Origin of the sequence: Citromicrobium sp. JLT1363 (assembly GCF_000186705.1) — a bacterium.
Taxonomy (GTDB): Bacteria; Pseudomonadota; Alphaproteobacteria; order Sphingomonadales; family Sphingomonadaceae; genus Alteriqipengyuania.
The window spans coordinates 296,527-322,707 of sequence record NZ_AEUE01000003.1 but is presented as its reverse complement, the minus strand read 5'-3'; the positions used below and the strand labels follow the sequence as shown (position 1 = coordinate 322,707).

Here is a 26,181-nt window from a genome sequence, read left to right as displayed (position 1 = left end):
CTTCTCAATGGCTTGCCAGAACCAGTCTGGCAGTTCCTTTAACGTCTAACTTAGTCTGCCGTACCGGGAGTGGCTTCCGCCACGTCCAGATTGGCTTCGACCGCCTGCACGCCGCCCGAGACGACCCGGTCCTTCACGGCCCAGGTCTTGGTCTTCGAGATCGGCTTGGTTTCCTCGATCCGCACGATGTCGCCGAGTTCGTACTCGTTCTTCTCGTCGTGGGCGTGGTACTTCTTCGAGCGGCGGATGATCTTGCCGTAGAGCGGGTGCTTCACCTTACGCTCGACCAGCACGGTCACCGTCTTGTCGGTCTTGGTAGAAGTGACCGTCCCGATAAGGATACGCTTGGGCATAGTCTACTCCTTACGCCTTGCTTTTCGCGGCAGCGGCGCGGGTGCGCTCGTTCTGCAGCGTCTTGATGCGCGCGATCGTGCGGCGGACTTCCTGCACGCGAGCGGGACGCTCCAGCTGGTTGGTCGCGGCCTGAAAGCGCAGGTTGAACGCCTCGCGCTTGAGCTCGGTGAGCTCGGCGGTCAGCTGGTCGTCGCTCTTCTGGCGAAGGTCTTCGGTGTTGCTCACTTTTCGCCTTTCAGGTGGGATTGGTCACCAAGACGCGCCACCACCTTTGTCTTGATCGGCAGCTTCATCGCGGCACGCTCGAACGCTTCCGCGGCGAGCGGACCCGACACGCCGTCGAGTTCGAACAGGATGCGGCCCGGCTTCACGCGGGCGGCCCAGTATTCGACCGAGCCCTTGCCCTTACCCTGCCGGACTTCCGCAGGCTTCTTCGACACCGGCACATCCGGGAACACGCGGATCCACAGGCGCCCCTGGCGCTTCATGTGGCGCGTGATCGCACGGCGCGCGGCCTCGATCTGGCGGGCGGTGATCCGCTCGGGTTCCATCGCCTTCAGTCCGTAGGAGCCGAAGTTCAGTTCGGTACCGCCCTTGGCATTGCCATGGATCTTGCCCTTGAAGGCCTTGCGATACTTGGTTCGTTTGGGTTGCAGCATGGTTCTTTCCTAATCCTGCAATCAGCGCGCCGGACGCACGCCGGAGGTCTGTGCCTCCATCATCAGGCGATCCTGCGCGGTCGGATCATGCGCAAGGATTTCGCCTTTGAAGATCCAGCACTTGATACCGATGATACCGTATGCGGTCAGCGCTTCGGCTTCGGCATAGTCGACATTGGCACGCAGCGTGTGGAGCGGAACGCGGCCTTCGCGGTACCATTCCACGCGGGCGATTTCCGCACCGCCGAGACGGCCGCCGCAAACGATCTTGATGCCTTCGGCACCCAGACGCAGCGCAGACTGCACGGCGCGCTTCATCGCACGGCGGAAGGCCACACGGCGCACCAGCTGATCGGCAATGCCCTGCGCGACGAGCTTGGCATCGACTTCCGGCTTGCGGATCTCGACGATGTTCAGCTTCACTTCGCTCTCGGTCATGCCGGCGAGCTTGGAACGCAGCTTCTCGATATCCGCGCCCTTCTTGCCGATGATGACACCGGGGCGGGCGGCGAAGATGGAGATGCGGCACAGCTTGGCCGGACGCTCGATCACGACCTTCGAGATCGCGGCCTGCGGCAGCGAGTCGACGATGTGCTTGCGGATCTCGATGTCTTCCTTGAGCAGCTTGGCATAGTCGCGCCCTTCGGCGTACCAGCGGCTGTCCCAGGTGCGGTTGATCTGCAGGCGCAGACCGATCGGATTGCTCTTCTGACCCATCTTACGCTTCCTCGACTTCGCGCACGACAATGCGCAGGCGGCTGAAGGGCTTCAGGATGCGGGTCGACTTGCCGCGACCGCGCGTCATGAACCGCTTCATGGTGATCGACTTGCCCACGCTTGCTTCGGCGACGACCAGCGAGTCGACGTCGAGATCGTGGTTGTTCTCGGCATTGGCGATTGCCGACGCGAGCACCTTGCTCGCATCCTTGGCCATCGCCTTCTTCGAAAAGGCGAGGATGTTCATCGCCTCTTCGGCCTTCTTGCCGCGGATCAGCTCGGCAACGAGGTTCAGCTTCTGGGCCGACCCACGGATCGTGGTGCCGACGGCCAGCGCCTCGTTATCGGCGACGCGGCGCGGAGCTTTCTGCTTGCTCATCAGCGCTTGCCTTTCTTGTCGGCAGCATGGCCCGGGAAGGTGCGCGTGGGCGCGAATTCACCGAGCTTGTGACCGACCATCTCTTCGGAGACGGAGACCGGGATAAACTTGTGGCCGTTGTAGACGTTGAACGTCAGCCCAACGAACTGCGGCAGGATGGTGGAGCGGCGCGACCAGGTCTTGATCGGCGCGGTGCTGGCCTTTTCCTGTGCATCCTCTGCCTTCTTGAGAAGGCTGAGTTCCACAAACGGACCTTTCCAAACGGAACGTGCCATTGCTGCGATTACCTCTTCTTCTTCGCGTGGCGCGAACGGATGATCATCTTGTCCGTCTGCTTGTTCTTGCGGGTGCGGGCGCCCTTGGTCGGCTTGCCCCACGGGGTCACCGGATGGCGGCCACCGCTGGTCTTGCCTTCACCACCGCCGTGGGGGTGATCGACCGGGTTCTTTGCGACACCGCGGGTCAGCGGACGGCGGCCCTTCCAGCGGGTGCGACCGGCCTTGCCGAAGTTCTGGTTCTGGTTGTCGGGGTTCGACACCGCGCCAACCGTACCCATGCAATCGGCGCGCAGGTAACGCTGCTCGCCCGAGTTGAGGCGCACGATCACCATGCCGCGGTCGCGACCGACCAGCTGCACGTAGGCACCTGCCGAACGCGCGATCTGCCCGCCCTTGCCCGGCTTCATCTCCACGTTGTGGATGATGGTGCCGACCGGCATGTTGCCCAGCGGCATCGCGTTGCCCGGCTTGGTGTCGACGCGTTCGCCAGCCACCACCTTGTCGCCAACGGCAAGCCGCTGCGGCGCGATGATGTAGGCCAGCTCTTCGTCGGCATACTTGATAAGCGCGATGAAGGCGGTGCGGTTGGGATCGTACTCGATCCGCTCAACAGTGCCTTCGACGTCCCACTTGCGGCGCTTGAAGTCGATGTAACGATACTTCTGCTTGTGACCGCCCGCGATCCCGCGACTGGTGACGTGGCCCTTGTTGTTGCGACCGCCCGTCTTGCGCTTGCCTTCGGTAAGCGTCTTGACCGGCGAACCCTTGTAGAGCCCGGACTTGTCGACCAGGATCAGGCCACGACGGGCCGGGCTGGTCGGTTTGTAGTTCTTGAGTGCCATGGTTCCGTCCTAGCTCCTCAGACGCCGCTCGTGACGTCGATGGAATCGCCGTCCTTCAGCGTCACGATCGCCTTCTTCACGTCGTTGCGACGATAGGGCTTGCCCCGCCAGCGCTTGACCTTGCCCTTGGTCACGATGGTGTTCACGCCCGCGACCTTCACGTCGAACAGCGCTTCCACCGCTTCGCGGATCTGCGGCTTCGTGGCGTCGTTCGACACCTTGAAGACCACCGCGTTGTTCTCGCTCGCAAGCGTGGATTTTTCGGTGATGTGCGGCGCGAGGATCACGTCGTAGTGCCGCGCGTCGATTTCCTGCTTCTTAGCCATTGAAGCGCGCCTCCAGCTTTTCGACCGCGTCCTTGGTGAGGACCAGCGTGTCGTGCTTCAGGATGTCGTACACGTTGGCGCCGATCGCCGGCATCACGTTCACGCCCGGGAGGTTACCGGCAGCGCGCGCGAAACCTTCGTTCACGCTCTCGCCGTCGATCACCAGAACCTTGCCGTTCCAGCCCGCCTTGTCGAAGTGGCCTTTCAGCGCCTTCGTCTTGGCGTCCTCCAGCTCAAGACTGTCGACCACCACCAGGCCGTCCTTGGCCTTGGTGCTGAGCGCCATCTTGAGGCCGAGCGAACGGATCTTCTTGTTCAGCGACATGTTGAAGTCGCGCTTGCGCGCGCCGTGGGCCTTGCCGCCGCCGATGAAGATCGGTGCGCCGCGATCGCCGTGGCGAGCGCCGCCCGAACCCTTCTGACGGCCGAACTTCTTGCCGGTGCGGGCCACGTCCGAACGCTCACGCGTCGGGCGTGCGGTCGCACGGCGGTTCCACAGCTGCCAGGTGACGACCCGGTGAAGAATGTCGGTCCGGGGCTCCACCCCGAACACGGCATCGTTCAGCTCGATATCACCCGAGCCCTTGCCGCCATCGATTTTCTGTATCGCGATCTTCACGATCAGGACTCCTTGCCTTCGGTGTCGTCGCTCTCGGCGCCGGCATCCTGCTGCTGCATCAGCTTTTCCTGCTGCTCGGGCGTGACTTCGGTGTGCACTTCGTGCTCCGCCGCGGTCTCGACCAGGCCGGCATCCGCTTCCTCGTGCTCGATTTCGTCGGCATTGCGACGCATCGCACCGGGGAACGGCGCATCGGCCGGCATCGGCAGCTTCACTGCATCGGCCACCAGCATCCAGCTGTTCTTCGCGCCGGGCACGGAGCCCTTCACGAACAGCAGACCACGCTCGGAGTCCGTACGGACGATCTCGAGGTTCTGCTGCGTGCGCTGACGGTCGCCCATGTGGCCGGCCATCTTCTTGTTCTTGAACACGCGGCCGGGATCCTGGCGGTTACCGGTCGAACCGTGCGAACGGTGCGACAGCGAAACGCCGTGCGTGGCGCGCAGACCGCCGAAGCCCCAGCGCTTCATGGCGCCGGCAAAGCCCTTGCCCTGCGTGTAGCCGGACACGTCGACCTTCTGGCCCGCAATGAAGTGATCGGCGGTGATCGTCGCGCCGACGGGAAGGAGACCTTCCTCGTTCTCGACACGGAATTCCGCGACCTTCATCTTCAGGCCCACTTCCGCCTTCGCGAAAGCTTCGCGCTGCGGCTTGTTGACGTTCTTCTGCTTCGCTTCGCCCGAACCGACCTGGACGGACCAGTAGCCGTCGCGGTCCTGGGTGCGATTGCCGGTGACCTGACAGCCTTCCAGCGCCAGAACGGTTACGGGCACGTGCCGTCCGTCCTCCTGGAAGAGGCGGGTCATCCCGACTTTTTTCGCGATCACGCCTGTGCGCATCGTCTTGAACTCCTAAACAGAGGCACCCCGGCCCATCCGAGGTGCTTGCGGGCCGTTTTCAACCGGCCCCAGCCCAAATTGTGATGCGTCGCCCCGTCCGGGCTGATTGCGCGCCTGGGAACAGGAGCGCGAGACGGGGGACGCAGACCCGGCCTGATTCCCGAAGGAATGGTCCGGCGGTATCCCGATGTCTTGCCTGGCCTTGCGGCCCGGCGGGGCTATCGAGCGCCCCGAAACTTCCCTGCCCGCTTAACGTCCAGCAGGAGGACGGAAAATCGAGTCGCTTAAGCGAGCTTGATTTCCACGTTCACGCCCGCAGCGAGGTCCAGCTTCATCAGCGCATCGACCGTCTGGGCGTTGGGCTGCACGATGTCGAGCAGCCGCTTGTAGGTGCGCACCTCGAACTGCTCGCGCGACTTCTTGTCGATGTGCGGGCCGCGGTTCACGGTGAACTTCTCGATGCGCGTCGGCAGGGGAATAGGTCCACGGATGAGTGCGCCGGTGCGGCGTGCAGTATCCGCGATCTCGCCCGTTGCCTGGTCGAGCACGCGGTGGTCGAAGGCCTTGAGGCGAATACGGATATTCTGTGCGTCCATGTCCTAGTCTACCGATGCGAAAGAGCCGAGGGCCGAAGCCCCAAAAATAAAGAACCGCCCCACCCAACCGAAGTTCTCGGTGAGGGGCGGCCCCCGTGAAATCTGACCGGCGGAGGAGCGAATCCCCCGCCGGTGCAGGCGCCTATATTAGACGGTGATCTTGCTGACAACCCCCGAACCGACGGTCCGGCCACCTTCGCGGATTGCGAAGCGCAGGCCTTCGTCCATCGCGATCGGCGCGATCAGCTTCACGCCGATCGTCACGTTGTCGCCCGGCATGACCATCTCGGTGCCCTCGGGGAGGATCACTTCACCGGTCACGTCGGTGGTGCGGAAGTAGAACTGCGGGCGGTAGTTGGCGAAGAACGGCGTGTGACGGCCACCTTCGTCCTTCGACAGCACGTAGACTTCGGCGCTGAATTCGGTGTGCGGCGTAACCGAACCCGGCTTCGCGAGCACCTGGCCACGCTCCACGTCTTCACGGGCAACGCCGCGAATCAGGGCACCGATGTTGTCGCCGGCTTCACCGCGATCGAGCAGCTTGCGGAACATTTCGACGCCGGTGACGGTCGTCTTGGTGGTGTCCTTGATGCCGACGATTTCGACTTCGTCACCAACGTTCACAACGCCGGTTTCGACACGGCCGGTCACAACCGTACCACGACCCGAGATCGAGAACACGTCTTCGATCGGCATCAGGAAGTCCTGATCGACCGGGCGTTCCGGCTGCGGGATGTGCTCGTCAACGGCCTTCATCAGCTCGATGATCGAATCCTTGCCGATGTTGTCGTCGCGGCCTTCGAGGGCGGCCAGGGCCGAACCCTTGACGATCGGAATATTGTCGCCGTCGAAATCGTATTCACTGAGCAGTTCGCGAACTTCCAGCTCGACCAGCTCGAGGATTTCCTCGTCGTCGACCTGGTCGACCTTGTTCAGGTACACGACCAGCGCCGGCACGCCGACCTGACGCGAGAGCAGGATGTGCTCACGGGTCTGCGGCATGGGGCCGTCGGCAGCGTTCACCACCAGAATGGCGCCGTCCATCTGCGCCGCACCGGTGATCATGTTCTTCACATAGTCGGCGTGGCCGGGGCAGTCGACGTGCGCATAGTGGCGCGCGTCGGTTTCGTATTCGACGTGCGCGGTCGAAATGGTGATGCCGCGCTCACGCTCTTCCGGCGCCTTGTCGATGTTTGCGAAATCAACGGCCTGGCCGCCGTAGGTTTCGGACATGACCTTGGTGATCGCCGCGGTCAGCGTGGTCTTGCCGTGGTCAACGTGACCAATGGTGCCGATGTTGCAGTGCGGCTTGTTCCGCTCGAACTTTTCCTTCGCCATTTTCTCTAATTACCTCTGTCTGAAATGGGATTTGTGCGGGGAAAAGGCGGCGCCCGCTCAAAATCAGGCGCCGCCCCTAAACCTATCGCTCGCCTTAGGCAAGCTTCTCCTTGACCTCTGCCGCGACGTTCGCGGGCACTTCGTCGTAGTGCGAGAACTGCATCGAGTACTGCGCACGACCCTGCGTGAACGAACGCAGCTCGTTCACGTAGCCGAACATGTTGGCCAGCGGCACGAACGCCTCGACCGCCTGTGCATTACCGCGGCTGTCGGTGCCCTGGATCTGGCCACGACGGCTGTTGAGGTCGCCGATGACGTCGCCCAGATAGTCTTCCGGGGTCACGACTTCGACCTTCATCACCGGCTCGAGCAGCTTGATGCCTGCCTTCTGCGCGGCTTCACGCATTGCGCCGCGTCCGGTGATTTCGAATGCCACGGTGCTCGAGTCGACGTCATGGTATTTGCCGTCGATCAGGCGGATCGTGAAGTCGATGATCGGGAAGCCGACCAGATGGCCGCTCTCGGCCTGCTCGCGCATGCCCTTCTCCACCGACGGGATGTATTCGCGCGGGATGTTACCGCCCTTGATCTCGTCTTCGAAGATGACACCCTGGCCGCGTTCGCCGGGAACGACGACAACCTTGGCTTCACCGAACTGGCCCGAACCACCCGACTGCTTCTTGTGGGTGTAGGTCACTTCGACTTCGCGGGCGAGCGATTCGCGATAGGCCACCTGCGGCGCACCGACGTTCGCTTCCACCTTGAACTCGCGCTTCATGCGATCGACCAGGATGTCGAGGTGAAGCTCGCCCATCCCCTTGATGATCGTCTGGCCCGATTCGTGATCGGTCGTCACGCGGAAGCTGGGATCCTCGGCAGCCAGGCGGTTGAGCGCGACGCCCATCTTTTCCTGGTCGGCCTTGGTCTTGGGCTCCACCGACAGCTCGATAACCGGATCGGGGAATTCCATCCGCTCGAGAATGATCGGCTTGGCCGGATCGCACAGCGTGTCGCCCGTGGTGGTTTCCTTGAGGCCCGCGATGGCGACGATGTCGCCGGCGAAGCCCTCTTCGATGTCCTCACGGTTGTTGGAGTGCATCAGCAGCATGCGGCCGATCTTTTCCTTCTTCTCCTTGACGGAGTTGAGGACCGAACCCTTGGTCAGCTTGCCCGAGTAGATGCGCGTGAAGGTGAGCGAACCCACGAACGGGTCGTTCATGATCTTGAACGCCAGCGCCGCGAACGGCTCGTCGTCCGAGCTCTTGCGCGTCGCTTCTTCGTCGCTGTCGGGCAGCACGCCCTTGATCGGCGGGACGTCGAGCGGGCTCGGCATGTAGTCGACCACCGCGTCGAGCAGGGGCTGCACGCCCTTGTTCTTGAACGCGGAGCCACACAGCACCGGCACGAAGGCGCGGTCCATGGTGCCCTTGCGAATCAGCTTCTTGAGCGTCGCGGCATCCGGCTCGTTGCCCTCGAGGTAAGCTTCCATGACATCGTCGTCCTGCTCGACGGCGGTCTCGATCAGCTTCTCGCGGTATTCGGCAGCCTTGTCGGCCATGTCGGCGGGGATCTCGACGTGCTTGTACGTCGCGCCCAGGCCTTCCGATTCCCAGATGATCGCGCGGTTCTTCACCAGATCGACCACGCCCTGCAGGTCGCTTTCCGCGCCGATCGGCAGGTAGAGCACCAGCGGGGTCGCGCCGAGGCGATCGATGATCGACTGCACGCAGTAATAGAAGTCGGCGCCGGTGCGGTCGAGTTTGTTGATGAAGCACATGCGCGGGACGCCGTACTTGTCGGCCTGGCGCCATACGGTTTCGGACTGCGGCTCCACCCCGGCAACGCCGTCGAACACCGCCACGGCACCGTCGAGCACGCGCAGCGAGCGTTCGACTTCGATGGTGAAGTCGACGTGGCCGGGCGTGTCGATGATGTTGATCCGGTGCTTGTCCGTGTTCGCACGCAGCGCTTCGGGATCGGACATCGGGTCCATCGTGGGGTCTTCGGCGTTCCAGAACGTGGTCGTCGCGGCCGAGGTGATGGTGATCCCGCGTTCCTGTTCCTGCTCCATCCAGTCCATCGTCGCGGCACCATCGTGCACTTCGCCGATCTTGTAGGACTTGCCGGTGTAGTAGAGGATACGCTCGGTCGTGGTGGTCTTGCCGGCATCGATGTGCGCCATGATGCCGATATTGCGATAGCGCTCCAGCGGATAGTCGCGGGCCATTGTCAATTCCTCGGAAAGGTCAGAGTGAGGGGGAGCCGGGTAAGCTGCACCCCATATGGGTCTTTATGTGACCGGATAAAGACGCGCCCGCCGTGCAGGCGGCGCGCCCTGACCCGATAATTACCAGCGGTAGTGGCTGAACGCGCGGTTCGCATCCGCCATGCGGTGCGTATCTTCGCGCTTCTTGACCGCGTTGCCGCGATTGTTGGCCGCATCCATCAGCTCGCCCGAAAGGCGCGCGCTCATGGTGGTTTCCGGGCGACCGCGCGAGGCGGTGATCAGCCAGCGGATCGCCAGCGCCTGCGCACGTTCGGGACGCACTTCAACGGGCACCTGGTAGGTCGCACCACCGACACGGCGGCTGCGCACTTCGACCTGCGGCTTGATGTTGTCCAGCGCGGCGTGGAACAGCTCCACCGGGTCCGCCTTGGCCTTCGCTTCGACGGTGTCGAGCGCGGTGTAGACGATCTTTTCGGCAACAGCCTTCTTACCGTCATACATCAGGTTGTTCATGAACTTCGAGAGCACCAGATCCTTGAACTTGGGATCGGGCAGGATTTCCCGCTTCTCCGGGCGACGACGACGACTCATTTCAGTGTCTCCAAAATTCTCAAATTCGTCACCCCGGACCTGATCCGGGGTCCCGCTTCGATTGCTCCATGAGGAGGAAGAAGCGGAATCCCCGCATGCGCGGGGATGACGGGAAAAGGCTTACTTCGGCCGCTTCGCACCATACTTGGAGCGCGACTGCTTGCGGTCCTTGACGCCCTGCGTGTCGAGCACGCCGCGCAGCACGTGGTAGCGCACGCCGGGAAGGTCGCGCACACGGCCGCCGCGGATCAGCACAACCGAGTGCTCCTGCAGGTTGTGGCCTTCGCCCGGGATGTAGCTGATGACTTCGCGCTGGTTGGTCAGGCGAACCTTGGCCACCTTGCGCAGAGCCGAGTTCGGCTTCTTCGGGGTCGTCGTATAGACGCGGGTGCAGACGCCGCGCTTCTGCGGGTTCTGCTCCATCGCAGGGACCTTCGACTTGGCCTTCTGCGGCGTGCGGCCCTTGCGGACCAGCTGGTTGATCGTCGGCATTAAATTCTCTCTTCTGCCAATTTCGTTCGGTACGGTCAGTTTCGTGCGAGGCCTCACCAACCCCGCTCATCCTGAGCTTGCCTGCCCCCGCGAAGGCGGGGGTCGAAGCACGCTTAGGGCAAGCGGAACGAGAGCGAGCCCCCATTTCCAGGATGGCTTCGCGCTTGCGCTCGAATGGAGTGTATCGGGGTCGTGCAGGCAAGCGGGGCGAGTGCGCATGGGCGGCACCGCCTGGCGAGACTGTCGCACGAGCCTGAAACGCTCCACCCGAACGCGCCCACGAGGGGCCACCCGGATTACTTTGACGGCTGCCCTTCCCTTACGAGAAAGAGGCCGACGCATCGTGCGACAGCCCCGGGACATGACCGGCAATGTTCAGCTCTATAAGCCTTGGCGAGAGCTGGGCCCTGCCTCGGTTGAGGGGCGCTTAGTAGGATTTGGGGTGGGGGTCAAGTTCAGAACGAATAACCATAATCGAGGGAAATGGCATCAAAATGAACCTCTTCCGCAATGTCGAATGCTCGCCTCATAATCCCACTATGCTTCGCTGGACCAATTCCATGCAAGCAAGCCGCATCCTTTAGAAAGCCCGTTAACCGGTCAAAATGGCCAGAGGTCACCGGCCCGGTTGCAAACTGAAGAAGCGGGCTGTCGATAGCATCGCTTACCCGAACCGGAACACCATTCGCTATAAAGATTGAGAGCCCAACCCGCTGAGCTGGCGATTCGATACGGCTCTCAAATACCGCGGCAGAGTCCGAAGCTGCGAAGAGCTGCGCGGCCGCCTGAGCGACATTGGCGCCCATTACAACCACGTGATCAGCATTGCCGGTGACCATCGCCTTCATCAACGAAAAATGAACCTCGAGCTCCGGCCAGTCAGTGGCAAGGACCAAATTACTCTCAAAGAAGTCGGTGCCGCTAAGATAAAGACTCCGCCCAAGTCTGTAACGCAGCTTTGTCGCCATTCGTTTTCTCTGAAAATCCGAACTGGGCGGCTCGCCAAGGAGAAGCTCTCGCGCCTGCCCCTCGATTTTATCTCTCAATGAAACCGCATTCGTGAGGATTTTCGCAGCTGAGAGCCCCCTACTCTTTGCGAGAAACCAACCCCAAAGCTTGAGCTGCCTAACACGTTCGAACGTGGACGCCTCGTTAACTGCGGTTTGGTACGCCCGGATCGGAAGTCGAAATCCATTTTCCCGAAGGAGAGCTATAAGTTCATCACCATCGTTCGGCTTGAGAAGGAGGAATTTCTTAATGTCCCCTATTAGCGTCATCCAGCCTCGCGACAGCTCTCCGCTCTCGAAGTCGCGCGCTGACTCGAGCCAATCCGCCCCTTCAACGGTCAAGCTCTTATCCGAATTGTCGTCATGTGCCTCGAAACCACATTCCCTCAATTCATCCCTAAGCCAATCGATGTCTTGATCGACCTCGGCGCCGCCAACGAGAATAAAATCGTCCACGTAACGAAATATCCTTGATTCGCGCTTGGAACATTTCCGATCCAAATCTTTAAGAATCAAATTTCCCATGAGATGACTGAACATCGGACCAGTCAGCATGCGTCCGTCGCCGACCCTCTCATGCATCTTAATTAAATGAAGACCAGCCAAAAGTGAGGTCGACGAGATGCCATGTCCTGAACAAAATTCCTGCCAAACTTGCTCGGCGCGCATACACGTTATCGATGGATAAAATTTCTTGATATCCAGATATCTCACCGTAGACGATGGCTTCGATCTGATGGCTTCTGCGACCGCTTCTTGCCGGGCCTTAAGACCCTTCATGTACGGCTGAAAGAAGCCCGTCTCATCACCAGGCGCGGTTGGCCAGTAACTAAAGCACACATTTCTATCCGGGATATCAGCCTTTTCCGAACATTCGGCAATGATCGATGCCTCAACCAACACTTCGCTCGGGGCCGGCATGTGCATCGACCGGTACTGCACTTCACCTTTAGAATCACGCTCTTTGAAGTATGGTATTTCTAAATACTTCGGATGATTTGTCGACCTAAATATCTGTGGCGCAATCCTCATTGCAAAATCATCCGATCTTGCGAAATCACCCTCCAAAAAGTAGCGCAGCAAGAGATACGGAAATACATCTCTTGCCCTGTATTGTCGTATCGCTCGGTTAGATAACGAGCGGCGCGCCTTCATTCTTTTTCACGCTTAATTGCAAGCTCAAAAGGCAGGGCTCGGGCATTTACCCGATGAGTCCGGCCTGTACCGAGAGGACATGCGAAGCGCGCCGACGAGGCCGCGCCCTCTTCGTCTCCATCTACGAGCCGTGCAAACTCCAAAAGCTCTCTGAATAGTTTTGATAATTTGCCGAATAGACCTTTCGAAACCGCCTTCTGATCTGGCTCGATCCACACACCTGCGTTCATATCACCTGAACAAAAGCGAACCAAGAGGCCAAGCCCTTCATTCGCCGCCTTCCACTTACCCTGCCTCTCAAGAAACCCACTAAAATTACAAACGAGAAGCAGCACCTGAGGGAATTTCAATTTAGCCTGCGCGATCTTTTGCACCAGCTCAACGTTACTAACGTCATCTAGCACGTCCCACCGAAACGAATCCACAGATACAAAGATAGCCTGCTCCTCAAGGACGGGATTGATTTTGTTCAACAACTCCAATCCGTAATTCAAAGCGGGTTGAGATATCTCGCCCCAAAGGAGCCGCACCTCCAAAGGCTGCCTCGGCAACACCTCTGACGCTCGCAACTCCGCGATAGAGGCCAGAAGTGTTAGGGCACCCGCCCCTGCTCCCGAAGGCACGTCAACCAAGCATAAGGAACCGCCCGCCAAAAATTGATACAGCAACGTTGAGGAAACTGAGGTTTCACCTCTGGGATTTACTAAAATGAGTTCGACCCTCGCCACCGAACCGTCAAAAGCATGGGTGAAATGCTTATCAGTTTGCTCCTGCGTAACCCCGCCTACCGGCGCTTCATCAGGTCGGGGGCCCTTCGCATCGTTCAAGAACCCATGTTTGTCCAAGACGGCCGCATAAGCAGCGCCCAGTCGCTCTGGAATCGACAGCCTCTCTCCATCCCAGAACTGCCCGATTTCCATCTAACCCCCAGCGAAATTTCCAATCGCAGATATGCAGCAAGTTACATGGCGCTCAATTGTTTCACGTCATTTCTCCCCAATTAAGACGATTCGCCGAGGGGTGGTTGGTAGATTTTCTCAACTTTCGAAGAATTGCTTTTCCTACTCTCCCGCAATCTGCAATCTACCTGCGGCTATGCCCCCAGATGAGTCTTTCGATGGGTCCGCCGAGGACCGTCGCTCGAACACGCGCGTTTGTTTGTTTGGCCTCAAGCGCCGGCGCTCGCATCCACTCGCTTGGCTACCGCGCCATTCGGCGCGACGGGCGGTCGCCCTTGCCTCGCCTTCGGCTCGGAAGTCAGCGCTATGACGAAAAAGGCCCCTCCCCCAACCACCTCCCCTGAAGGTGAGGGGGCTTGTTCGCGCAAGATTGCCCGCCAGGCGACCTCCGTCGTCGCCTATACCGGCCCCGAGCCCGAGGACGACGATCCGCTCCTCTCCTTTGCGCCCTATCTCCACCCGCACCCGCGCTCCAACTCGATCACGCCCGAGCGGCAGCGGCGGTTCGTCGCGACGCTCGCGGCGACGGGGATCGTCACGCAGGCGGCGCGCTCGATCGGGAAGAGCATGGAGGCGCTCTACAAATTGCGCGCGCGGCCGGGGGCGGAGGGGTTTGCCGCGGCGTGGGATGCGGCGCTGGAGCGGGGGATGCAGCGGCTGGAGGATTGTGCGCTCGAACGCGCGATTACCGGCACGCCCACGCCGATCGTCTCGGGCGGGAAGCTGCTGGGCACATGGGACAAGCCGGACAATAATCTGCTGCGCTTCCTCCTCCAGCATCGCCTGCCGCAGCGCTATGCCGCGCAGCTCGCGCCCGGGCACCCGGTATACGAGGCGATCCGGCGCGAGGTGCTGGAGGCGCAGCGGGCCGAGGGGGTGGCGGGGGAGGCCGCAGTGTTCGCCTCGCTCGAAGCGAAGCTGGAGAAAATCCGCGCGCGGCACGCGGCGGCGCGGGAAGACGGCGGCGCGACCGACTAGAGGAAGCGGCGCAGCGGGATCGGCGCGGGCGGATCGGGGCGATCGGACGGCGTCTGCTCGCCCTCGGGCGCGTCGTGCCGGGGCGCGGGGGCGCTGTCGCACTCGGTCGCCGGATGCGTTCCACCCCGCGCGCCCGGCCCATCCCCGTCAAGCAGCTGCATCAGCCTGGCGGGCGGCAGCGGGCGTTCGAAGCGGATGCCGGTGATCCCGTCGTCCGTGCGGACCACGCTGGCATTGTGCAGCGTCTGCCCGCCGATCTCTATCGTGCACAGCGTGCCCGGCTCGATCCCGTCGAGCCCGTGAACCGCCAGGCCGGAGAGCGAGATGTTCTCCAGCTCCGCCCGGTGGCCCTTGCAGCCCGACCATACGCGCACGGGCAGGTGCGCGGGCACGCGGGTGGCGCGCGGGCGCGGCACATCCACGGCTTCCGCAGGGCCCGAAATATTGGCGACGCCGATGCGCGTCCCGTCGACCCAGGCGACGCGCGCGGCCACCGGCTCGATACCGTCCCAGTAATAGGACAGCAGCGTGCCCGGTGCGGTCTCGATCAGGGCTTCGAACATCGCGCCGCCCTCGCTGACATTGCGCAGGATCGCGGGGTGCGCCTCGCGCTCGACCATCACGCAGCAGGTGCGGAAGGTGGCGATCTGCCGTTCGTTCTTGCGCCGTTCGTTGGCGGGCACGGAGGCGATCGCGCCCCGGCTCGCGCCGGCGGGAGGAAACTCTGCGATGTTGCTTTCGTCCGACATGGGCGAATCATATCTCCGCAAGGTCGATGTACGCAGATGCGCGCACTCACCTGTGCGATGTATGATCGAAGGTGGTTAGGATTGGGTAACCATGCCTGCGGAAAAGGCCCCTGGCCGCACGACGGGGGCAACAGGTCGGGCGGGCCTAGAGCGTTCCGGTGAGGTACTGCACCAGCGCGCGGACCTTCTTCTGGCGCCACTGCGGCGGCGGGGCGACCAGCCAGTAGGACCGGCGGCCTTCGCGCGGCCCGTCCTCCACCACGACGCTGCCCGCCGCGATCGCCTCTGCCGCCAGCGCGAAGGGCACCCGCGCCGTGCCCAGCCCCGCGATCACGCTGGCGAGCGCCTGGCCCGCGCTGCCCACCGCGATGCAGGCCTCCGGCGCGCTGTCGCGGCTCTCGCTGCCGCCATCGCCGGGCCAGCCGATGGTGCGGCCCTTCGCATCGGGCGCATCGACCGGCGCCACGCTGACCCACTGTGGCTGGGAAATCTGTTCGCCCGGGAATTCCTCCGGCCCCTCGGTCAGCCAGATCGCCAGGTCGAGATTGGCTTCGGAGAAATCCGCCCGCTCGCGCTCGCGCAGCTGGAAGCGCACGCCGGGATGCTGCGCCTGGAACGCGGCGAGACGCGGGGCGAGCCAGTTTTCCAGCATGCCGCGCGGCGCGGCGATGGCATAGCGGTCGACCGCCTGCCCCGCCTGCATCGCGGCCACGCTCTCCTCGAACCGCAGGAACCCGTCGCGCAAGGCATCGAGCCCGGCGCTGCCTTCCTCGGTCAGTTCCAGCCCCTTGCTGGTGCGGCGGAACAGGACCGTGCCGAGATGATCCTCCAGCGCGCGGATCTGCTGGCCCACGGCGGCGGGCGTCACCGCCAGCTCGTCCGCCGCCTTGGTGAAGGAGAGGTGCCGCGCGGCGGCATCGTAAACGCGCAGGGCGTTGAGGGGCAGGAGCGTGCGCTTCATGATCCGCCGAGCGCTAGCCAGCGAGCGCGCGAACGGCAAGCCGGGTTACGCCGGAGTCGTGTCCGTCTCCGCGAAAGCGCAGGCCGGGAGCTTCGGCCCAAGGCTTCACGAAGCGATCTTTCCTCCTTCGTTCAGGTACGAACGAATCGCTTCTTCAGACCCTGGGGCGTTTCGCCGCATATATCGGCCGTTGTTTGCGGGGAGACATTTGCCCAAATGCCGGCAAAGGTGGATCCCAAATAGTGTTGCTCTACAGGGCCAAGCTTCGCCCGGAGCCCCATGCGAAGCAGCGTTGCGTAGAGGGAAACGTCGCCGATCTTCCGCACTCGCTCCTTCCCCGCCTGCTCCGCCCCGCGCCTTTGCCACAGCGCAAAAAGACGGTCTTTAGCGTCCTGAGGTGCCTCTCCCCCCATGCGGCAGAAGGGGGGCAGCAAACTGCTCGCAAGGTCACCACGCTTGCTTTCAAGCCGGAGCAATACCGTGTCTCGCTGGCTCGGGTCCGAGATATCCAGGCGCGTGTAGATTTTGCTTACCTGTTCAGTCCAACGGCGTGCGTTCTCCGGCCGCAGCCACGCAGCGAGCTGGGCCCGGTGCGGTGCAAGAGCCTCCTCGGGCAGCGCCGCGGCGATGCTCCAGAGACTGCGACCGTTCTCGCTCACGGTCTCGTCCGATGCTTGAAGCCTGCCCAGCGCCGAAAAAATGGCATCGGCGTATGGCGCAACAACGTCTGGCCGGTTGGGCAAATGATCGAACGATCCATCCTGCTCTTCGAAAGGATCGGACAGGATGTCGGATAGAATGGCGAGTTCCTTGCGCACGAGCTCCCGATCGGCTGCCTCACCGACCGATCGCACGACTTCTGGTCCCGAAGCGGTCGCGCCATAATTGCGACTATTGCCCAACCCCAAGGCTTTCGCCAGCGATCGCGACATCGAGCCGAAGCGTTCTCCATCCGCCAGAATCGGGGTGAAGCCATCACGAAGAAAACTTGCTCCACAATCCCACGAGGGTGCGCCGCTGTTCAGGCCGCAACCCATGGCGGGCATGGGGAACGGTTTGAGCGGCGACGCATAGCCGCCCCTGATTTCGATCGAGCGCCCCGACTTTTCGTCCTGCGCCTGCAACTCGACAATCCGTACCGGCAGGAACAAGCGATGCGTTGCGCGATCATCGCTGGTCACCCGCACCACCGGGCGATCGGGCTGGCCCGGACCATAGATCGAGCAGTACCCTTTCACGAGACGTCGCTCGCTTACCTCACCCGGCGTGTGGAAACCGAATGCATAAAGCCCGGCAGAGCGATAGACGTCGTTATCCCGCAGCGCCCTGCACCCTTCGCGATTGCCCATGAAATGCACTCTGCCCGTAGCCGAGAAGGCGCGTCGCACCCCGTGGTGCTGCACGAATGTGAATGGAGAGGGGTGAAGGTCGCCCTCTCCCTTGACCAATAGCAGATCCTGCTTCGATCGATCGAACGGCAGCGCCTGCCCGGCATTGTGCTGCTGGTAGAGTGTCCGCAGGGATGCCAGTGTCGCCTGATCGGCTGCGTAGAACGCGTAATAGCCAGTGAAGTAGACGAGCGGAACGAATATCCATCCACGAGACGCGCGACCCGTCAAAACCTCGAATACGATCCCGATCATGCCGAGGTTGATGAGAATAACGGACCAGAAAGCGACCAGCACAAGCATCAGGAAGATACCGAGTATCGGCACCATCTGCGCTGCGAAAACCACGATGGCCGCAACAAAAAACCAGACCGAGAATGGCCAGCCGGAAGGCAATCGGGGGAGCGCTCGGATCACGCCATGCTTTTACAGCGGACGCGTTACAAAAGCTTTGAAGCCCCCTGACATGGACGATACGAATCGCGTCCCGAATGCCTGCCTTCCCAGACAGAACCACGAATAGCTGATGTTTATCGACGGCTTCAGTAATCCGCACGCCCAAGGCTCCTGTCTGCTCCAAGGGCAGTCAATCGTGAGCGCCTGCCTGAGGCAGTCAAAAAAAGGGGAAGGGAGTGCGCCCCGCCCTAATGCGCCGTCGCAGGCGCGGCGAGCGGGAAGAAGGGGATGCGTACCTCGATCGGCGTGCCGTCCTCGCGATGGAAGGTGTAGAAACCTTCCATCGATCCGAACGGCGTCGTCAACGGGCAACCCGACACGTAATCATGGCTGCGGCCGGGAGTGAGCACCGGCTGTTCGCCGACCACGCCCTCGCCATCGACATGGCGGACCAGCCCTTGCGCATCGGTGATCCGCCAGTGGCGCGTCATCAGCTGCACCCGCTCGCGCGAGGCGTTCTCGATCCGGATATGATAGATCCAGAACCACTTGTTGTTGGCAGGGTCGCTCTGCTCGGGCAGGAAATTGACCGAAACGCGAACGGTAACACCGTCGGTGGTGGCGGCATGATCGAACAGGTTCTTCATCACGATTCGGAAAGGTAATGGGTTTGCGCAGGAGGGCAAGGCGACCATCCACAGCTTGCGCGAAACCTGTTGCCGTCTTGCCGCAAATTGCGGGCTTGCGCGTCAACTCTTCCCGAAATCGGCAAGCGTACCGTGGGCCGAAATCGCACTGCAAAGGCGGCGCAAAGCCACGGCATAGGCGGCGGTGCGCATATCGGTGTCGCACTCCTGCATCACCTCGCGCACATTGTCGGCCGCATCCGCGATCCGGTCTTCCAGATAGTCGTCGATATCTTCCGGATCCCAGTCGATGCCCTGCCGGCCCTGTACCCTTTCGGCGTGGCTGACGGTCACGCCGCCGCCATTGGCGAGGATATCGGGCACCACCTCGATCCCCGCATCCGCCAGCGCCTTGTCGGCGGCGGGCAGGATCGGACGGTTGGCGAGTTCGACGATCGCCTTGCAGTTGAGCGCCTTGGCATCATCGGAATCCGCGATCACCCCGCCCAGCGCGGCAAACACCAGCACATCGCATTCGGCCGAAAGGACGTCTTCGGGATCGTCGCTGGACCCGGCGTTGCCGCCATCGAAGGCGGTCACCTTGCCGGTTTCGTCCTTCGTCTTGCTCAGCGCCTCGATGTCGAGCCTCTCGGAATCGCTCACCGTGCCGGACGAATCGGCGACCGCGACAATCCTGTGCCCCGCTTGGGCTGCGGCCTGCGCGAACCAGCGTCCGGCGTTGCCGAAGCCCTGCAGCGCGATGGTGAGCCCGCCCTCCTCGCCCAAGCCGGCAAGGTCGCGCATTTCCTCCAGCGCGATATGCGCGCCGCGTCCCGTGGCGGGCGTGCGCTCCGCCATACCGCCCAGTGCGACGGGTTTGCCGGTGAAGGCGTGCGGCTGGATCGAGCCTGCGATTTCGCAATATTCGCTGACCATCCACGCCATCTCGCGTTCGCCGGTAGCGACGTCGGGCGCGGGCACATCACGGTCCGGGCCGAGGATCTTCGCCATGGCGCGCACGTAGCCACGCGCCACGCGCTCTTTCTCCATGGTCGAAAGGTCGTGCGCATCCACTTCGACGCCGCCCTTGCCGCCGCCGAAGGGCAGGCCCATCAGCGCGCACTTCATGGTCATCAGAAACGCCAGCGTCTCTACCTCGTCGAGGTGGACCGACTGGTGGAACCGGATGCCGCCCTTGGTCGGGCCGAGCGCGGAATTGTAGCGGCAGCGCCACGCCTTGAGCGTGACTGCGGAGCCATCGTCGCGCCGCAGGTTGACCGACGCGGCCAGCGTTTCGATCGGATGGCAAAGGTGCGAAACGACCTCTTCGGTCAGGTCCAACAGGTCCGCCGCGCGTATCATGCGCTCCTGCGCCGCTGCCAGATGTTCGCCCATGTCGGTGTCTCCTCGTGAATGGCTTCACCAGACACAACGTGAGTGCACGGGCCCGTTCCGTAGGGTGCCGAAAGGCTTACGTGTTTGTGCTCGCCCAGAAACGCCTGCTGCCTGCGTTTCTCGATCCGAATGTCGCGTGCTATGGATGCGGCATGCGAAAGCTGCTGATGGTCTGGTGCTGTCTGTCCCTGCCGGTTATGCCGCAGCAGAATCTCGCGGCGCATCCGGGCGGGCTCGACGCGAAGGGGTGCCACACCAACCGCAAGACCGGCGATTATCACTGCCACCAGCCGCGGCGTGCCGCGCGGCCCGCCAGCGGTCGCTCGCTCGACGGGCGCGTCTATTTTCCGAACTGCACCGCCGCGCGCGAGGCGGGCTTCAGCAATATTCGCCGCGGAGAACCCGGCTACCGGCAGGACCTGGACCGCGACAATGACGGGATCGCCTGCGAATCGCGCTAGGCCCCGGCCCGCAACGGCGGACTAGAACCCCGCCGCTTCGAGCGCCTGGTCGATGTCCTCACGCAGGTCCTCGATATCCTCCAGCCCGACATTGATGCGGATCAGGCCTTCGGTCACGCCCATTTCGGCGCGCGCTTCCTCGCTCAGCCCGGCATGCGTGGTGCTGGCGGGATGGCAGGCAAGGCTGCGCGCATCGCCGATATTGTTGGACAGGTCGATCAGCTGCAGCGCGTCGAGCAGCGCATGCGCCTTCTCGCGGCTCTCCAGATCGAAGGAGAAGATCGGCCCCGTGGCCCGCATCTGCTTCAACGCAAGCGCGTGGCGCGGGTGGCTCTCCAGCCCGGGATGCAGGATGCGCGGCACGCGCGGCTCCATGAAGCTGCCCAGCGCCACCGCATTCTCGCTCTGCCGGTGCGCGCGCAGGTCCAGCGTCTCCAGCCCCTTGTGCACCACCCAGGCATTGAAGGGCGACAGGTTGGGCCCGGTATTGCGCTGGAAGGGCAGCAGCACCTCGTCGATCCACTCGCGCGTCCCGCACACCGCGCCCGCAAGCACCCGGCCCTGCCCGTCCATCAGCTTGGTCGCGCTGTAGGCGACCACGTCCGCGCCGAACTCCATCGGGCGCTGCAGCACGGGCGAGGCAAAGGCATTGTCGACCACAGTGGTGATCTCGTGCGCCTTCGCCAGCGCGCAGACATGCGCGAGGTCCACGATGTCGAGCGTGGGATTGGCGGGCGTTTCGAAGAAGAAGACCTTGGTGTTGGGCCGGATCGCGGCTTCCCACGCGTCGTTATCCGCGCTGTCGATCACCGTGGTCTCGATCCCGAAGCGTGGCAGCAGGTGGTCGACCAGCCAGCGGCAGCTGCCGAACGCGGCGCGCGCGGCGACGCAATGGTCGCCGGTGTTCAGCTGGCACAGCAGCGCGGCGGTCATCGCGGCCATGCCGGAGGCCTGTACGCGGCAGGCTTCGGCGCCCTCCATCAGCGCGATGCGTTCCTCCAGCATCGCCACGGTCGGGTTCTGGAGGCGCGAATAGGTCATCCCCTCCGCCTCGCCCGCAAAGCGCGCGGCGACTTCGGCCGCATTGTCGTAGGTGTAGCCAGAGGTGAGGAACATCGCCTCGCTCGTCTCGCCATGCTCGGAGCGCCAGGTGCCGCCGCGCACGGCCTGCGTTGCGGGACGCCACTTGGAGGTGACGGAGCGATCCATTCCGGTGGTCTTCTTCATGGGGCGAGCGCTTACGAGGGCGACAGGTCGCCCGCAAGCAATCCATCGCGCGCGGTCTTCGCATGCCCGACCGTACCGAGCATCAGCGATCCCTCCATGAGCGTGAGCAGCAGCCGCGCGCCACCTTCGGGATCGGGATCGTCGACGGGCATCTGGCGGATCAGCCAGTCGAGCTGGCGCGCGATCATTTTCTGCGCGGCCACCTCGTAACCCGGCAGGTTGCGCGCGGCCCCGGCGACGATATCCCACCACAGGACCATGAAGGGCCGCATTGCCGGATTGGCCGCCTGGTCCATCACCCGGTCGAAGCATTCGCGCCGGGTCGCAGGTCGAATATCGCCGAGCGCCATGTCGAGCGTGGCGGAATAGACCCCCGCGATGTGATCGAGCAATTCGACGATCAGCGTTTCCTTGTTGCCGAAATGGTAGACCAGCATCCTGTCGCTGGTCCCCGCCGCCTTCGCCAGCGGACGCAGGCTCGCCCCGCCGAGCCCGTGTTCGAGCACATGCGCCGCCATCAGCGGCAGCAGGGTTTCGCGGGAGAGCTTCTCGGGTCTGGAAGGCGCTGGGGACATTTCTCTATTGTAGCACTCGCTACATTCCTCTAGTGCGGCGTGTAGCAGGTGCTACAAAACGGAGACCCTCACGTGACCACGCTAGAAATCGTCTGGATTGCAAGCCTTGCCGGTGGGGGCTTCGGCCTTCTTACCATCCTCGCCGCCAAGCGCGAGACCGGCAATGCCGCGCTCGCCGCACTGCTGTGCGGCGCGTTTGCCGCCTACACCGCGGTGCAGATCGCCAGCGAGGGGGTGGTCGGTTTCTTCACGAACCACACCGCCAACCTCACCGGGCTGCAGGTGTGGATCGACCTGATCATGTGCGCGGTCCTGGCGCTGTTCTTCATCGCGCCGCGCGCGCGGGCGGCGGGCATGAACCTGCTGCCATGGACGCTGCTGGTCGGCTGCACCGCCAGCATCGGCCTGCTGGCGATGGTGGCGCGGCTGTTCTGGCTCGAACGCAGGGCACAGGCTGCCGCCTGACCCGCGCGCGTTGCGCTTCGGCCACGGGTGCGCGGCTTCGTGATCCGCCCGCTTGTCGCCATCGCCCCTCGCCCGTATCGCTGCCGGCGCAATGACCCGAGCGCACGCGACCCGCGTTCCTGCAAGCGACGATCCCCTGCTGGCCTGCCTCGCCCTGACGCTCGGCTTTTTCCTGCTGTGCCTTTGGCGGCTGTGGCTGCCGAGCGGGCCGTTCTTCGACGAGATCCACTACCTGCCCGCCGCGCGCGAGCTGCTGACCGGGTTCGACTATCGCAACCCCGAGCATCCGCCGCTGGGCAAGGAGATCATCGCAGCTGGCATTGCGCTGCTGGGCGACGATCCGTGGGGCTGGCGCATCTTTTCCGCGCTGGCGGGCGCGCTGGCGCTGTTCGCGGGGATGCGCGCGTTGTGGCACGCAAGCCTCAGCCGCGATGCGGTGCTCGCCTACGGGCTTTTGCTGGCGAGCGGCTTCATGCTGTTCGTCCACGCGCAGATCGCCATGCTCGACATCTTCATGGTGGCGTTCTTCCTGACCGCGCTGTGGTTCTTCGCCGCCGCGTGCCGGGCAGGCCAGCCCGTGCGCGCCCGGGCCTTGCTCGCCCTGTCGGGAATCGCGCTGGGCTGCGCGATTGCCTCGAAGTGGAACGCCGCCCCGCTCGCCCCGCTGCTGGGCCTCGGCTTTCTGGCGCTGCGCGTACATGCGGTCGGCCCGGCGGACCTTCGGACCGAGACAGACGCTGCGCCGGTGCGCGGTGTCGGGCCCATCGAGGCGGCGCTGTGGCTCGGCGTGCTGCCGCTGGCGGTCTACGCGACGACCTTCTGGCCCGCGTTCCAGGTCGAGAACGGGCCTTTTGCGGGCATGGACCTGATCGGCGCGCACCGGCACATGCTCGAACTGCAGCAGAGCGTGAAGCAATCGCACCCCTACCAGTCGACATGGAGCCAGTGGGTGCTGAACACCCGCGCGATCTGGTATCTGTACGAGGTGACGGACGGCGCGCAGCGCGGCGTGATGCTGATCGGCAATCCGCTGACCATGCTGCTGGGGCTGGCGGGCGTGGCGTGGTGCGCGCTCGCCGCCCTATTGCAGCGCCGGGTGGATGCGGGCGCGGTGGCGATCCTCTACGCGGCCAGCATCGGCTTCTGGATCATCGCGGCCAAGCCGATCCAGTTCTACTACCACTATTTCCTGCCCAGCTGCTTCCTGCTGGCGGGGCTCGCGCTGATGATCGCGTGGCTGAAGGCGCGCGGCTTCGGCTGGGCCTATTGGCTGGTTCTGGCGGCAAGCCTTGCGGTGTTCGCCTGGTTCTACCCGATCCTGAGCGCCGCCGAGCTGAGCGGAGAGCAGGCCTATTCCACATGGATGTGGCGCGGGGAATGGCGGTAGGTCGCGGGGAGCGAAAAAGCCGCTAGACCCTCCCCCAGACAAACCGGTTCGACAGCGCGTAATTCCACACCGCGCCCACCACGATGCCCGCCAGCGCGGCCAGCACCCAGCCCAACCCACGCATCTGCAGGAAGCTCGCCAGCGCCACGTTGGCCAGCGCACCCACCGCGCAGGCCGCGCAGAACACCGCCCAGCCGCGCACCCACGCGGGCACCGTGCGCAGACGCTTGTCGCGGTAGGTCAGCCAGTTGTTGAGCCAGAAATTGAACGTCATCGCGGCGAAGGTCGCGATGGCTTGCGCCTTCCAGAAGGTTGCGGTCGTGCCCGGATAAAGCAGCGCCAGCACTGCCATGTGGACCAGCACGCCGGCCCCGCCGACCGTGCCGAACAGCGCGAAGCGCGTGGGCACGATCCGGCCGAAATACCTCTCGTACAGCCCGACGAGGAATTCGAACGCGACCGCCCGGTCGAGCTTGCTTTCACCGCTGCGCCTTTCCCCGAAATGCATCGGCACCTCGGCCACGCGCAGCTGCCGGGGCGAGACCGACAGAATGTCGAGCAGCACCTTGAAACCGATCCCCGACAGGCGCGGGGCGAGCGCGCGCACGCGCGCCGTCTCGACCATGAAAAATCCGCTCATCGGGTCGGACAGTTCGACCCCGGTCAGCGCACGGGCCAGCCGGTTGGCGAGGCGCGAGCTCTTTTCGCGGCGCACGCTGGCCAGCCCATCGGCATCACCGCCCTCGATAAAGCGCGAGCCCACGACGAGATCCGCATGCGCCAGCCGCTCCAGCATCTGCGGGATCAGCGCGGGGTCGTGCTGGTGGTCGGCGTCCATCACCGCGACCACAGGTGCGGCGGTGGCGCAGGCGCCCTCGATCACCGCCGAGGCGAGGCCGCGCCGCCCGATCCGCTGCAACACGCGCACCCTCGGGTTTGCACGGGCGAGCCTGCGCGCTTCGTCCGCAGTGCCATCGCTGCTGTCGTCGTCGACGATGATCGCTTCCCAGTCGATGCCGTCCAGCGCCGCTGTCAGCCGTTCGACCATGGGGGAAAGGTTCTCACGCTCGTCAAGCGTGGGCAGGATGACCGCGATTTCCGGCACTGCTCCCCCTCAGGCAATTCTGGCCAGCCGCTCCAGCAGCCGGCCGCGCGCGGACATAGCATCGCCATGCCGGTCGGCAAGCAGGTAGCGCTCCAGCGCAGGGGCAAGCTTGCGCAGCGCTTCCAGCGTCTGCGGCAGGTCGCCCGCCTCCGGCTTCATGCCGCCATAGCCCAGTTCGCGCAGCACCAGCGCCTCGTAGGATAGCAGCGCCGGCGCCCAGCCGCGCGCGGCAGGCGCATGGCAGATCGCGTCGAGCAGCCCGCCCAGCGCATCGTAGAGGCTTGGATAGGGATTGCGCTCTGGCAGCGCGGTGGCGGTGAGTGCGGTGACCCACAGGATCGCGGCGGCGGGCAAAGGCTCGTTCAGCCACGGCGCGCGGCTGGTCACCAGTTCCACCTTGCCGAAGGGCAGCTGGCTGGCAGAGCGCGCACGGATATCCGCCTCGATCGCGTTGCCCGGGATCACCACCGGGCGCAGCCGCCGCCCCTGCCCGCCCGCGACATAGGCCGCAACCAGCCCCGCTTCCTGCGTCAGCATGCGCAGGATCACCGCATTTTCGCCGTGCGCGCGCGCGGCAAGGACGATGGCGGGGGCCTTCAGTTGCATGGGTTATCCCGCCGCCCTTGCGAAGGCAGGGGCCCGGATGAGGGCTGCAATTAGGATTGAGGCGAGCATGCAGCCCCGCCTAGCGGGTGTGGGATGGTATGGCGAGATTGTGCCTGTCGAGGAGGCGGCCGGGCCCCTGCCTTTGCAGGGGCGACGGAAGGTTTATCGTGCCAGCGCCAGAACGGCGCCTGAGGAAGCTACTTCTTCTTCGCTTCCAGCGCGTCGAGCCGTGCGGAGAGCGCCTCGTTCTCGGCGCGGGCCTTGGCGGCCATTTCCTTCACCGCCTCGAATTCCTCGCGGCTGACGAAGTCCAGCCCGCCGACGGTTTCCCTGATCCGCTCGCGCGCGCTTTCCTGCGCCTCGCGCGTCATCCCGGCGAAGGTGCCCGCGGCACCGTTCACCAGCTTCACGAAATCGGCGATCATGGGGTTCTGGCTCTGCATGGCAGGATAGATGGCGCCAGGCCCCGTGTTTGTCCAGAGCC

At 63.7% G+C, this 26,181-nt stretch carries 30 protein-coding genes and 1 pseudogene; 4 read left to right on the top strand and 27 right to left on the bottom strand.

Features of this window, described 5'->3' with window-relative positions; genetic code table 11:
* Positions 1–50: 50 nt before the first annotated feature.
* The 17 genes from rpsQ to ADAD_RS0106075 all read right to left on the bottom strand — a co-directional run bounded on the left by rpsQ (position 51) and on the right by ADAD_RS0106075 (position 13,339).
* On the bottom strand, positions 51–353 hold the full coding sequence (rpsQ, locus tag ADAD_RS0106155; protein WP_010411137.1) for a 30S ribosomal protein S17: 303 nt from the start codon (positions 351–353) through the stop codon (positions 51–53).
* A 10-nt stretch (positions 354–363) separates the two neighbouring features.
* Positions 364–579 (bottom strand): 50S ribosomal protein L29, encoded by a 216-nt coding sequence (gene rpmC / locus ADAD_RS0106150; RefSeq protein WP_010411136.1) that lies wholly within the window; start codon positions 577–579, stop codon positions 364–366.
* On the bottom strand, positions 576–1,013 hold the full coding sequence (gene rplP, locus ADAD_RS0106145; protein WP_010411135.1) for a 50S ribosomal protein L16: 438 nt from the start codon (positions 1,011–1,013) through the stop codon (positions 576–578). Before rplP ends, rpmC begins: the two co-directional genes overlap by 4 nt.
* A 21-nt stretch (positions 1,014–1,034) precedes the next feature.
* Positions 1,035–1,730, bottom strand: coding sequence for a 30S ribosomal protein S3 (gene rpsC, locus ADAD_RS0106140; RefSeq protein WP_010411134.1), 696 nt, complete (start codon positions 1,728–1,730; stop codon positions 1,035–1,037).
* A 1-nt stretch (position 1,731) separates the two neighbouring features.
* Complete coding sequence (gene rplV / locus ADAD_RS0106135) at positions 1,732–2,109, bottom strand: 50S ribosomal protein L22 (RefSeq protein ID WP_010411131.1); 378 nt, start codon at positions 2,107–2,109, stop codon at positions 1,732–1,734.
* Positions 2,109–2,384 carry a 30S ribosomal protein S19 gene (gene rpsS, locus ADAD_RS0106130; RefSeq protein ID WP_010234676.1) on the bottom strand — a complete coding sequence of 92 codons (276 nt, stop codon included), beginning with the start codon at positions 2,382–2,384 and terminating at the stop codon, positions 2,109–2,111. The genes rplV and rpsS overlap by 1 nt, the downstream gene beginning before the upstream one ends.
* Before the next feature lie 8 nt (positions 2,385–2,392).
* Complete coding sequence (gene rplB, locus ADAD_RS0106125) at positions 2,393–3,229, bottom strand: 50S ribosomal protein L2 (protein WP_010411128.1); 837 nt, start codon at positions 3,227–3,229, stop codon at positions 2,393–2,395.
* 17 nt (positions 3,230–3,246) lie between these two features.
* A complete protein-coding gene (locus tag ADAD_RS0106120) occupies positions 3,247–3,555 on the bottom strand; it encodes a 50S ribosomal protein L23 (RefSeq protein WP_010411123.1) in 309 nt (102 codons plus the stop codon).
* Positions 3,548–4,174: a 50S ribosomal protein L4 gene (gene rplD, locus ADAD_RS0106115; RefSeq protein WP_010411122.1), complete on the bottom strand. Its 627-nt coding sequence runs from the start codon at positions 4,172–4,174 to the stop codon at positions 3,548–3,550. The genes ADAD_RS0106120 and rplD overlap by 8 nt, the downstream gene beginning before the upstream one ends.
* Positions 4,175–4,176: 2 nt before the next feature.
* Positions 4,177–5,013 (bottom strand): 50S ribosomal protein L3, encoded by an 837-nt coding sequence (rplC, locus tag ADAD_RS0106110; RefSeq protein ID WP_010411120.1) that lies wholly within the window; start codon positions 5,011–5,013, stop codon positions 4,177–4,179.
* 284 nt (positions 5,014–5,297) lie between these two features.
* A complete protein-coding gene (gene rpsJ, locus ADAD_RS0106105) occupies positions 5,298–5,609 on the bottom strand; it encodes a 30S ribosomal protein S10 (RefSeq protein WP_010234663.1) in 312 nt (103 codons plus the stop codon).
* Between the two features lie 147 nt (positions 5,610–5,756).
* A complete protein-coding gene (gene tuf / locus ADAD_RS0106100; RefSeq protein WP_010411118.1) occupies positions 5,757–6,947 on the bottom strand; it encodes an elongation factor Tu in 1,191 nt (396 codons plus the stop codon).
* A 94-nt stretch (positions 6,948–7,041) separates the two neighbouring features.
* Complete coding sequence (fusA, locus tag ADAD_RS0106095; protein ID WP_010411116.1) at positions 7,042–9,174, bottom strand: elongation factor G; 2,133 nt, start codon at positions 9,172–9,174, stop codon at positions 7,042–7,044.
* Positions 9,175–9,294: 120 nt separating this feature from the next.
* Entirely contained in the window at positions 9,295–9,765 is a 471-nt protein-coding gene (rpsG, locus tag ADAD_RS0106090) for a 30S ribosomal protein S7 (protein WP_010411113.1), read from the bottom strand.
* Between the two features lie 120 nt (positions 9,766–9,885).
* Complete coding sequence (gene rpsL / locus ADAD_RS0106085; protein ID WP_007164630.1) at positions 9,886–10,257, bottom strand: 30S ribosomal protein S12; 372 nt, start codon at positions 10,255–10,257, stop codon at positions 9,886–9,888.
* A 455-nt stretch (positions 10,258–10,712) separates the two neighbouring features.
* Complete coding sequence (locus tag ADAD_RS0106080) at positions 10,713–12,419, bottom strand: hypothetical protein (protein WP_139020354.1); 1,707 nt, start codon at positions 12,417–12,419, stop codon at positions 10,713–10,715.
* Positions 12,416–13,339, bottom strand: a complete 924-nt coding sequence (locus ADAD_RS0106075) for a hypothetical protein (protein ID WP_010411103.1) — start codon at positions 13,337–13,339, stop codon at positions 12,416–12,418. The genes ADAD_RS0106080 and ADAD_RS0106075 overlap by 4 nt, the downstream gene beginning before the upstream one ends.
* Before the next feature lie 345 nt (positions 13,340–13,684).
* Here ADAD_RS0106075 and ADAD_RS15640 point away from each other — a divergent pair, with 345 nt between their 5' ends.
* Complete coding sequence (locus ADAD_RS15640; protein ID WP_010411100.1) at positions 13,685–14,356, top strand: hypothetical protein; 672 nt, start codon at positions 13,685–13,687, stop codon at positions 14,354–14,356.
* Here the strand turns inward: ADAD_RS15640 and ADAD_RS0106065 are convergent.
* The 5 genes from ADAD_RS0106065 to ADAD_RS0106045 all read right to left on the bottom strand — a co-directional run bounded on the left by ADAD_RS0106065 (position 14,353) and on the right by ADAD_RS0106045 (position 19,871).
* Positions 14,353–15,105, bottom strand: a complete 753-nt coding sequence (locus ADAD_RS0106065; protein WP_010411098.1) for a PilZ domain-containing protein — start codon at positions 15,103–15,105, stop codon at positions 14,353–14,355. The genes ADAD_RS15640 and ADAD_RS0106065 overlap by 4 nt on opposite strands.
* Positions 15,106–15,250: 145 nt before the next feature.
* Positions 15,251–16,066, bottom strand: coding sequence for a LysR family transcriptional regulator (locus ADAD_RS0106060; protein WP_010411097.1), 816 nt, complete (start codon positions 16,064–16,066; stop codon positions 15,251–15,253).
* Positions 16,067–16,197: 131 nt separating this feature from the next.
* A complete protein-coding gene (locus tag ADAD_RS0106055; protein ID WP_033193200.1) occupies positions 16,198–17,871 on the bottom strand; it encodes a hypothetical protein in 1,674 nt (557 codons plus the stop codon).
* 227 nt (positions 17,872–18,098) lie between these two features.
* Entirely contained in the window at positions 18,099–18,497 is a 399-nt protein-coding gene (gene apaG / locus ADAD_RS0106050; protein WP_010411089.1) for a Co2+/Mg2+ efflux protein ApaG, read from the bottom strand.
* A 102-nt stretch (positions 18,498–18,599) separates the two neighbouring features.
* On the bottom strand, positions 18,600–19,871 hold the full coding sequence (locus ADAD_RS0106045) for a Glu/Leu/Phe/Val family dehydrogenase (protein ID WP_010411088.1): 1,272 nt from the start codon (positions 19,869–19,871) through the stop codon (positions 18,600–18,602).
* A gap of 86 nt (positions 19,872–19,957) precedes the next feature.
* On the opposite strand from ADAD_RS0106045, the gene ADAD_RS0106040 reads away from it, so the two are divergent.
* Positions 19,958–20,332 (top strand): excalibur calcium-binding domain-containing protein, encoded by a 375-nt coding sequence (locus ADAD_RS0106040; protein ID WP_237700782.1) that lies wholly within the window; start codon positions 19,958–19,960, stop codon positions 20,330–20,332.
* 21 nt (positions 20,333–20,353) lie between these two features.
* Here the strand turns inward: ADAD_RS0106040 and ADAD_RS0106035 are convergent, their stop codons facing one another.
* Together ADAD_RS0106035 and ADAD_RS0106030 are read right to left on the bottom strand one after the other, a co-directional pair.
* A complete protein-coding gene (locus tag ADAD_RS0106035; RefSeq protein ID WP_010411081.1) occupies positions 20,354–21,559 on the bottom strand; it encodes a trans-sulfuration enzyme family protein in 1,206 nt (401 codons plus the stop codon).
* Positions 21,560–21,570: 11 nt separating this feature from the next.
* Complete coding sequence (locus ADAD_RS0106030; protein WP_010411077.1) at positions 21,571–22,134, bottom strand: TetR/AcrR family transcriptional regulator; 564 nt, start codon at positions 22,132–22,134, stop codon at positions 21,571–21,573.
* A gap of 72 nt (positions 22,135–22,206) precedes the next feature.
* Between ADAD_RS0106030 and ADAD_RS0106025 the strand changes: the two genes are divergently transcribed.
* Together ADAD_RS0106025 and ADAD_RS0106020 are read left to right on the top strand one after the other, a co-directional pair.
* The gene (locus ADAD_RS0106025; RefSeq protein WP_010411074.1) at positions 22,207–22,599 is read left to right on the top strand and encodes a hypothetical protein; all 393 of its coding nucleotides are present in this window, start codon (positions 22,207–22,209) and stop codon (positions 22,597–22,599) included.
* A gap of 91 nt (positions 22,600–22,690) precedes the next feature.
* The gene (locus tag ADAD_RS0106020) at positions 22,691–23,986 is read left to right on the top strand and encodes a phospholipid carrier-dependent glycosyltransferase (protein ID WP_010411071.1); all 1,296 of its coding nucleotides are present in this window, start codon (positions 22,691–22,693) and stop codon (positions 23,984–23,986) included.
* Positions 23,987–24,008: 22 nt separating this feature from the next.
* Here the strand turns inward: ADAD_RS0106020 and ADAD_RS0106015 are convergent, their stop codons facing one another.
* From ADAD_RS0106015 to ADAD_RS0106005, 3 genes and pseudogenes are all read right to left on the bottom strand, one after another.
* Positions 24,009–25,091: a glycosyltransferase family 2 protein gene (locus tag ADAD_RS0106015; protein WP_010411068.1), complete on the bottom strand. Its 1,083-nt coding sequence runs from the start codon at positions 25,089–25,091 to the stop codon at positions 24,009–24,011.
* 222 nt (positions 25,092–25,313) lie between these two features.
* Positions 25,314–25,697, bottom strand: a pseudogene (gene recO, locus ADAD_RS17355) (DNA repair protein RecO); the annotation flags it as partial.
* Between the two features lie 197 nt (positions 25,698–25,894).
* A complete protein-coding gene (locus tag ADAD_RS0106005) occupies positions 25,895–26,140 on the bottom strand; it encodes an accessory factor UbiK family protein (RefSeq protein WP_010411063.1) in 246 nt (81 codons plus the stop codon).
* Positions 26,141–26,181 lie beyond the last annotated feature (41 nt).

Bases quoted from the DNA above. Each gene is read 5' to 3' on its own strand.
- rpsQ (WP_010411137.1), bottom strand. From the start codon at position 353: ATGCCCAAGCGTATCCTTATCGGGACGGTCACTTCTACCAAGACCGAC.
- rplP (WP_010411135.1), bottom strand. From the start codon at position 1,013: ATGCTGCAACCCAAACGAACCAAGTATCGCAAGGCCTTCAAGGGCAAG.
- rpsC (WP_010411134.1), bottom strand. From the start codon at position 1,730: ATGGGTCAGAAGAGCAATCCGATCGGTCTGCGCCTGCAGATCAACCGC.
- rplV (WP_010411131.1), bottom strand. From the start codon at position 2,109: ATGAGCAAGCAGAAAGCTCCGCGCCGCGTCGCCGATAACGAGGCGCTG.
- rpsS (WP_010234676.1), bottom strand. From the start codon at position 2,384: ATGGCACGTTCCGTTTGGAAAGGTCCGTTTGTGGAACTCAGCCTTCTC.
- rplB (WP_010411128.1), bottom strand. From the start codon at position 3,229: ATGGCACTCAAGAACTACAAACCGACCAGCCCGGCCCGTCGTGGCCTG.
- ADAD_RS0106120 (WP_010411123.1), bottom strand. From the start codon at position 3,555: ATGGCTAAGAAGCAGGAAATCGACGCGCGGCACTACGACGTGATCCTC.
- rplC (WP_010411120.1), bottom strand. From the start codon at position 5,013: ATGCGCACAGGCGTGATCGCGAAAAAAGTCGGGATGACCCGCCTCTTC.
- rpsJ (WP_010234663.1), bottom strand. From the start codon at position 5,609: ATGGACGCACAGAATATCCGTATTCGCCTCAAGGCCTTCGACCACCGC.
- tuf (WP_010411118.1), bottom strand. From the start codon at position 6,947: ATGGCGAAGGAAAAGTTCGAGCGGAACAAGCCGCACTGCAACATCGGC.
- fusA (WP_010411116.1), bottom strand. From the start codon at position 9,174: ATGGCCCGCGACTATCCGCTGGAGCGCTATCGCAATATCGGCATCATG.
- rpsG (WP_010411113.1), bottom strand. From the start codon at position 9,765: ATGAGTCGTCGTCGTCGCCCGGAGAAGCGGGAAATCCTGCCCGATCCC.
- rpsL (WP_007164630.1), bottom strand. From the start codon at position 10,257: ATGCCGACGATCAACCAGCTGGTCCGCAAGGGCCGCACGCCGCAGAAG.
- ADAD_RS0106080 (WP_139020354.1), bottom strand. From the start codon at position 12,419: ATGAAGGCGCGCCGCTCGTTATCTAACCGAGCGATACGACAATACAGG.
- ADAD_RS0106075 (WP_010411103.1), bottom strand. From the start codon at position 13,339: ATGGAAATCGGGCAGTTCTGGGATGGAGAGAGGCTGTCGATTCCAGAG.
- ADAD_RS15640 (WP_010411100.1), top strand. From the start codon at position 13,685: ATGACGAAAAAGGCCCCTCCCCCAACCACCTCCCCTGAAGGTGAGGGG.
- ADAD_RS0106065 (WP_010411098.1), bottom strand. From the start codon at position 15,105: ATGTCGGACGAAAGCAACATCGCAGAGTTTCCTCCCGCCGGCGCGAGC.
- ADAD_RS0106060 (WP_010411097.1), bottom strand. From the start codon at position 16,066: ATGAAGCGCACGCTCCTGCCCCTCAACGCCCTGCGCGTTTACGATGCC.
- apaG (WP_010411089.1), bottom strand. From the start codon at position 18,497: ATGAAGAACCTGTTCGATCATGCCGCCACCACCGACGGTGTTACCGTT.
- ADAD_RS0106045 (WP_010411088.1), bottom strand. From the start codon at position 19,871: ATGGGCGAACATCTGGCAGCGGCGCAGGAGCGCATGATACGCGCGGCG.
- ADAD_RS0106035 (WP_010411081.1), bottom strand. From the start codon at position 21,559: ATGAAGAAGACCACCGGAATGGATCGCTCCGTCACCTCCAAGTGGCGT.
- ADAD_RS0106030 (WP_010411077.1), bottom strand. From the start codon at position 22,134: ATGTCCCCAGCGCCTTCCAGACCCGAGAAGCTCTCCCGCGAAACCCTG.
- ADAD_RS0106020 (WP_010411071.1), top strand. From the start codon at position 22,691: ATGACCCGAGCGCACGCGACCCGCGTTCCTGCAAGCGACGATCCCCTG.
- ADAD_RS0106005 (WP_010411063.1), bottom strand. From the start codon at position 26,140: ATGCAGAGCCAGAACCCCATGATCGCCGATTTCGTGAAGCTGGTGAAC.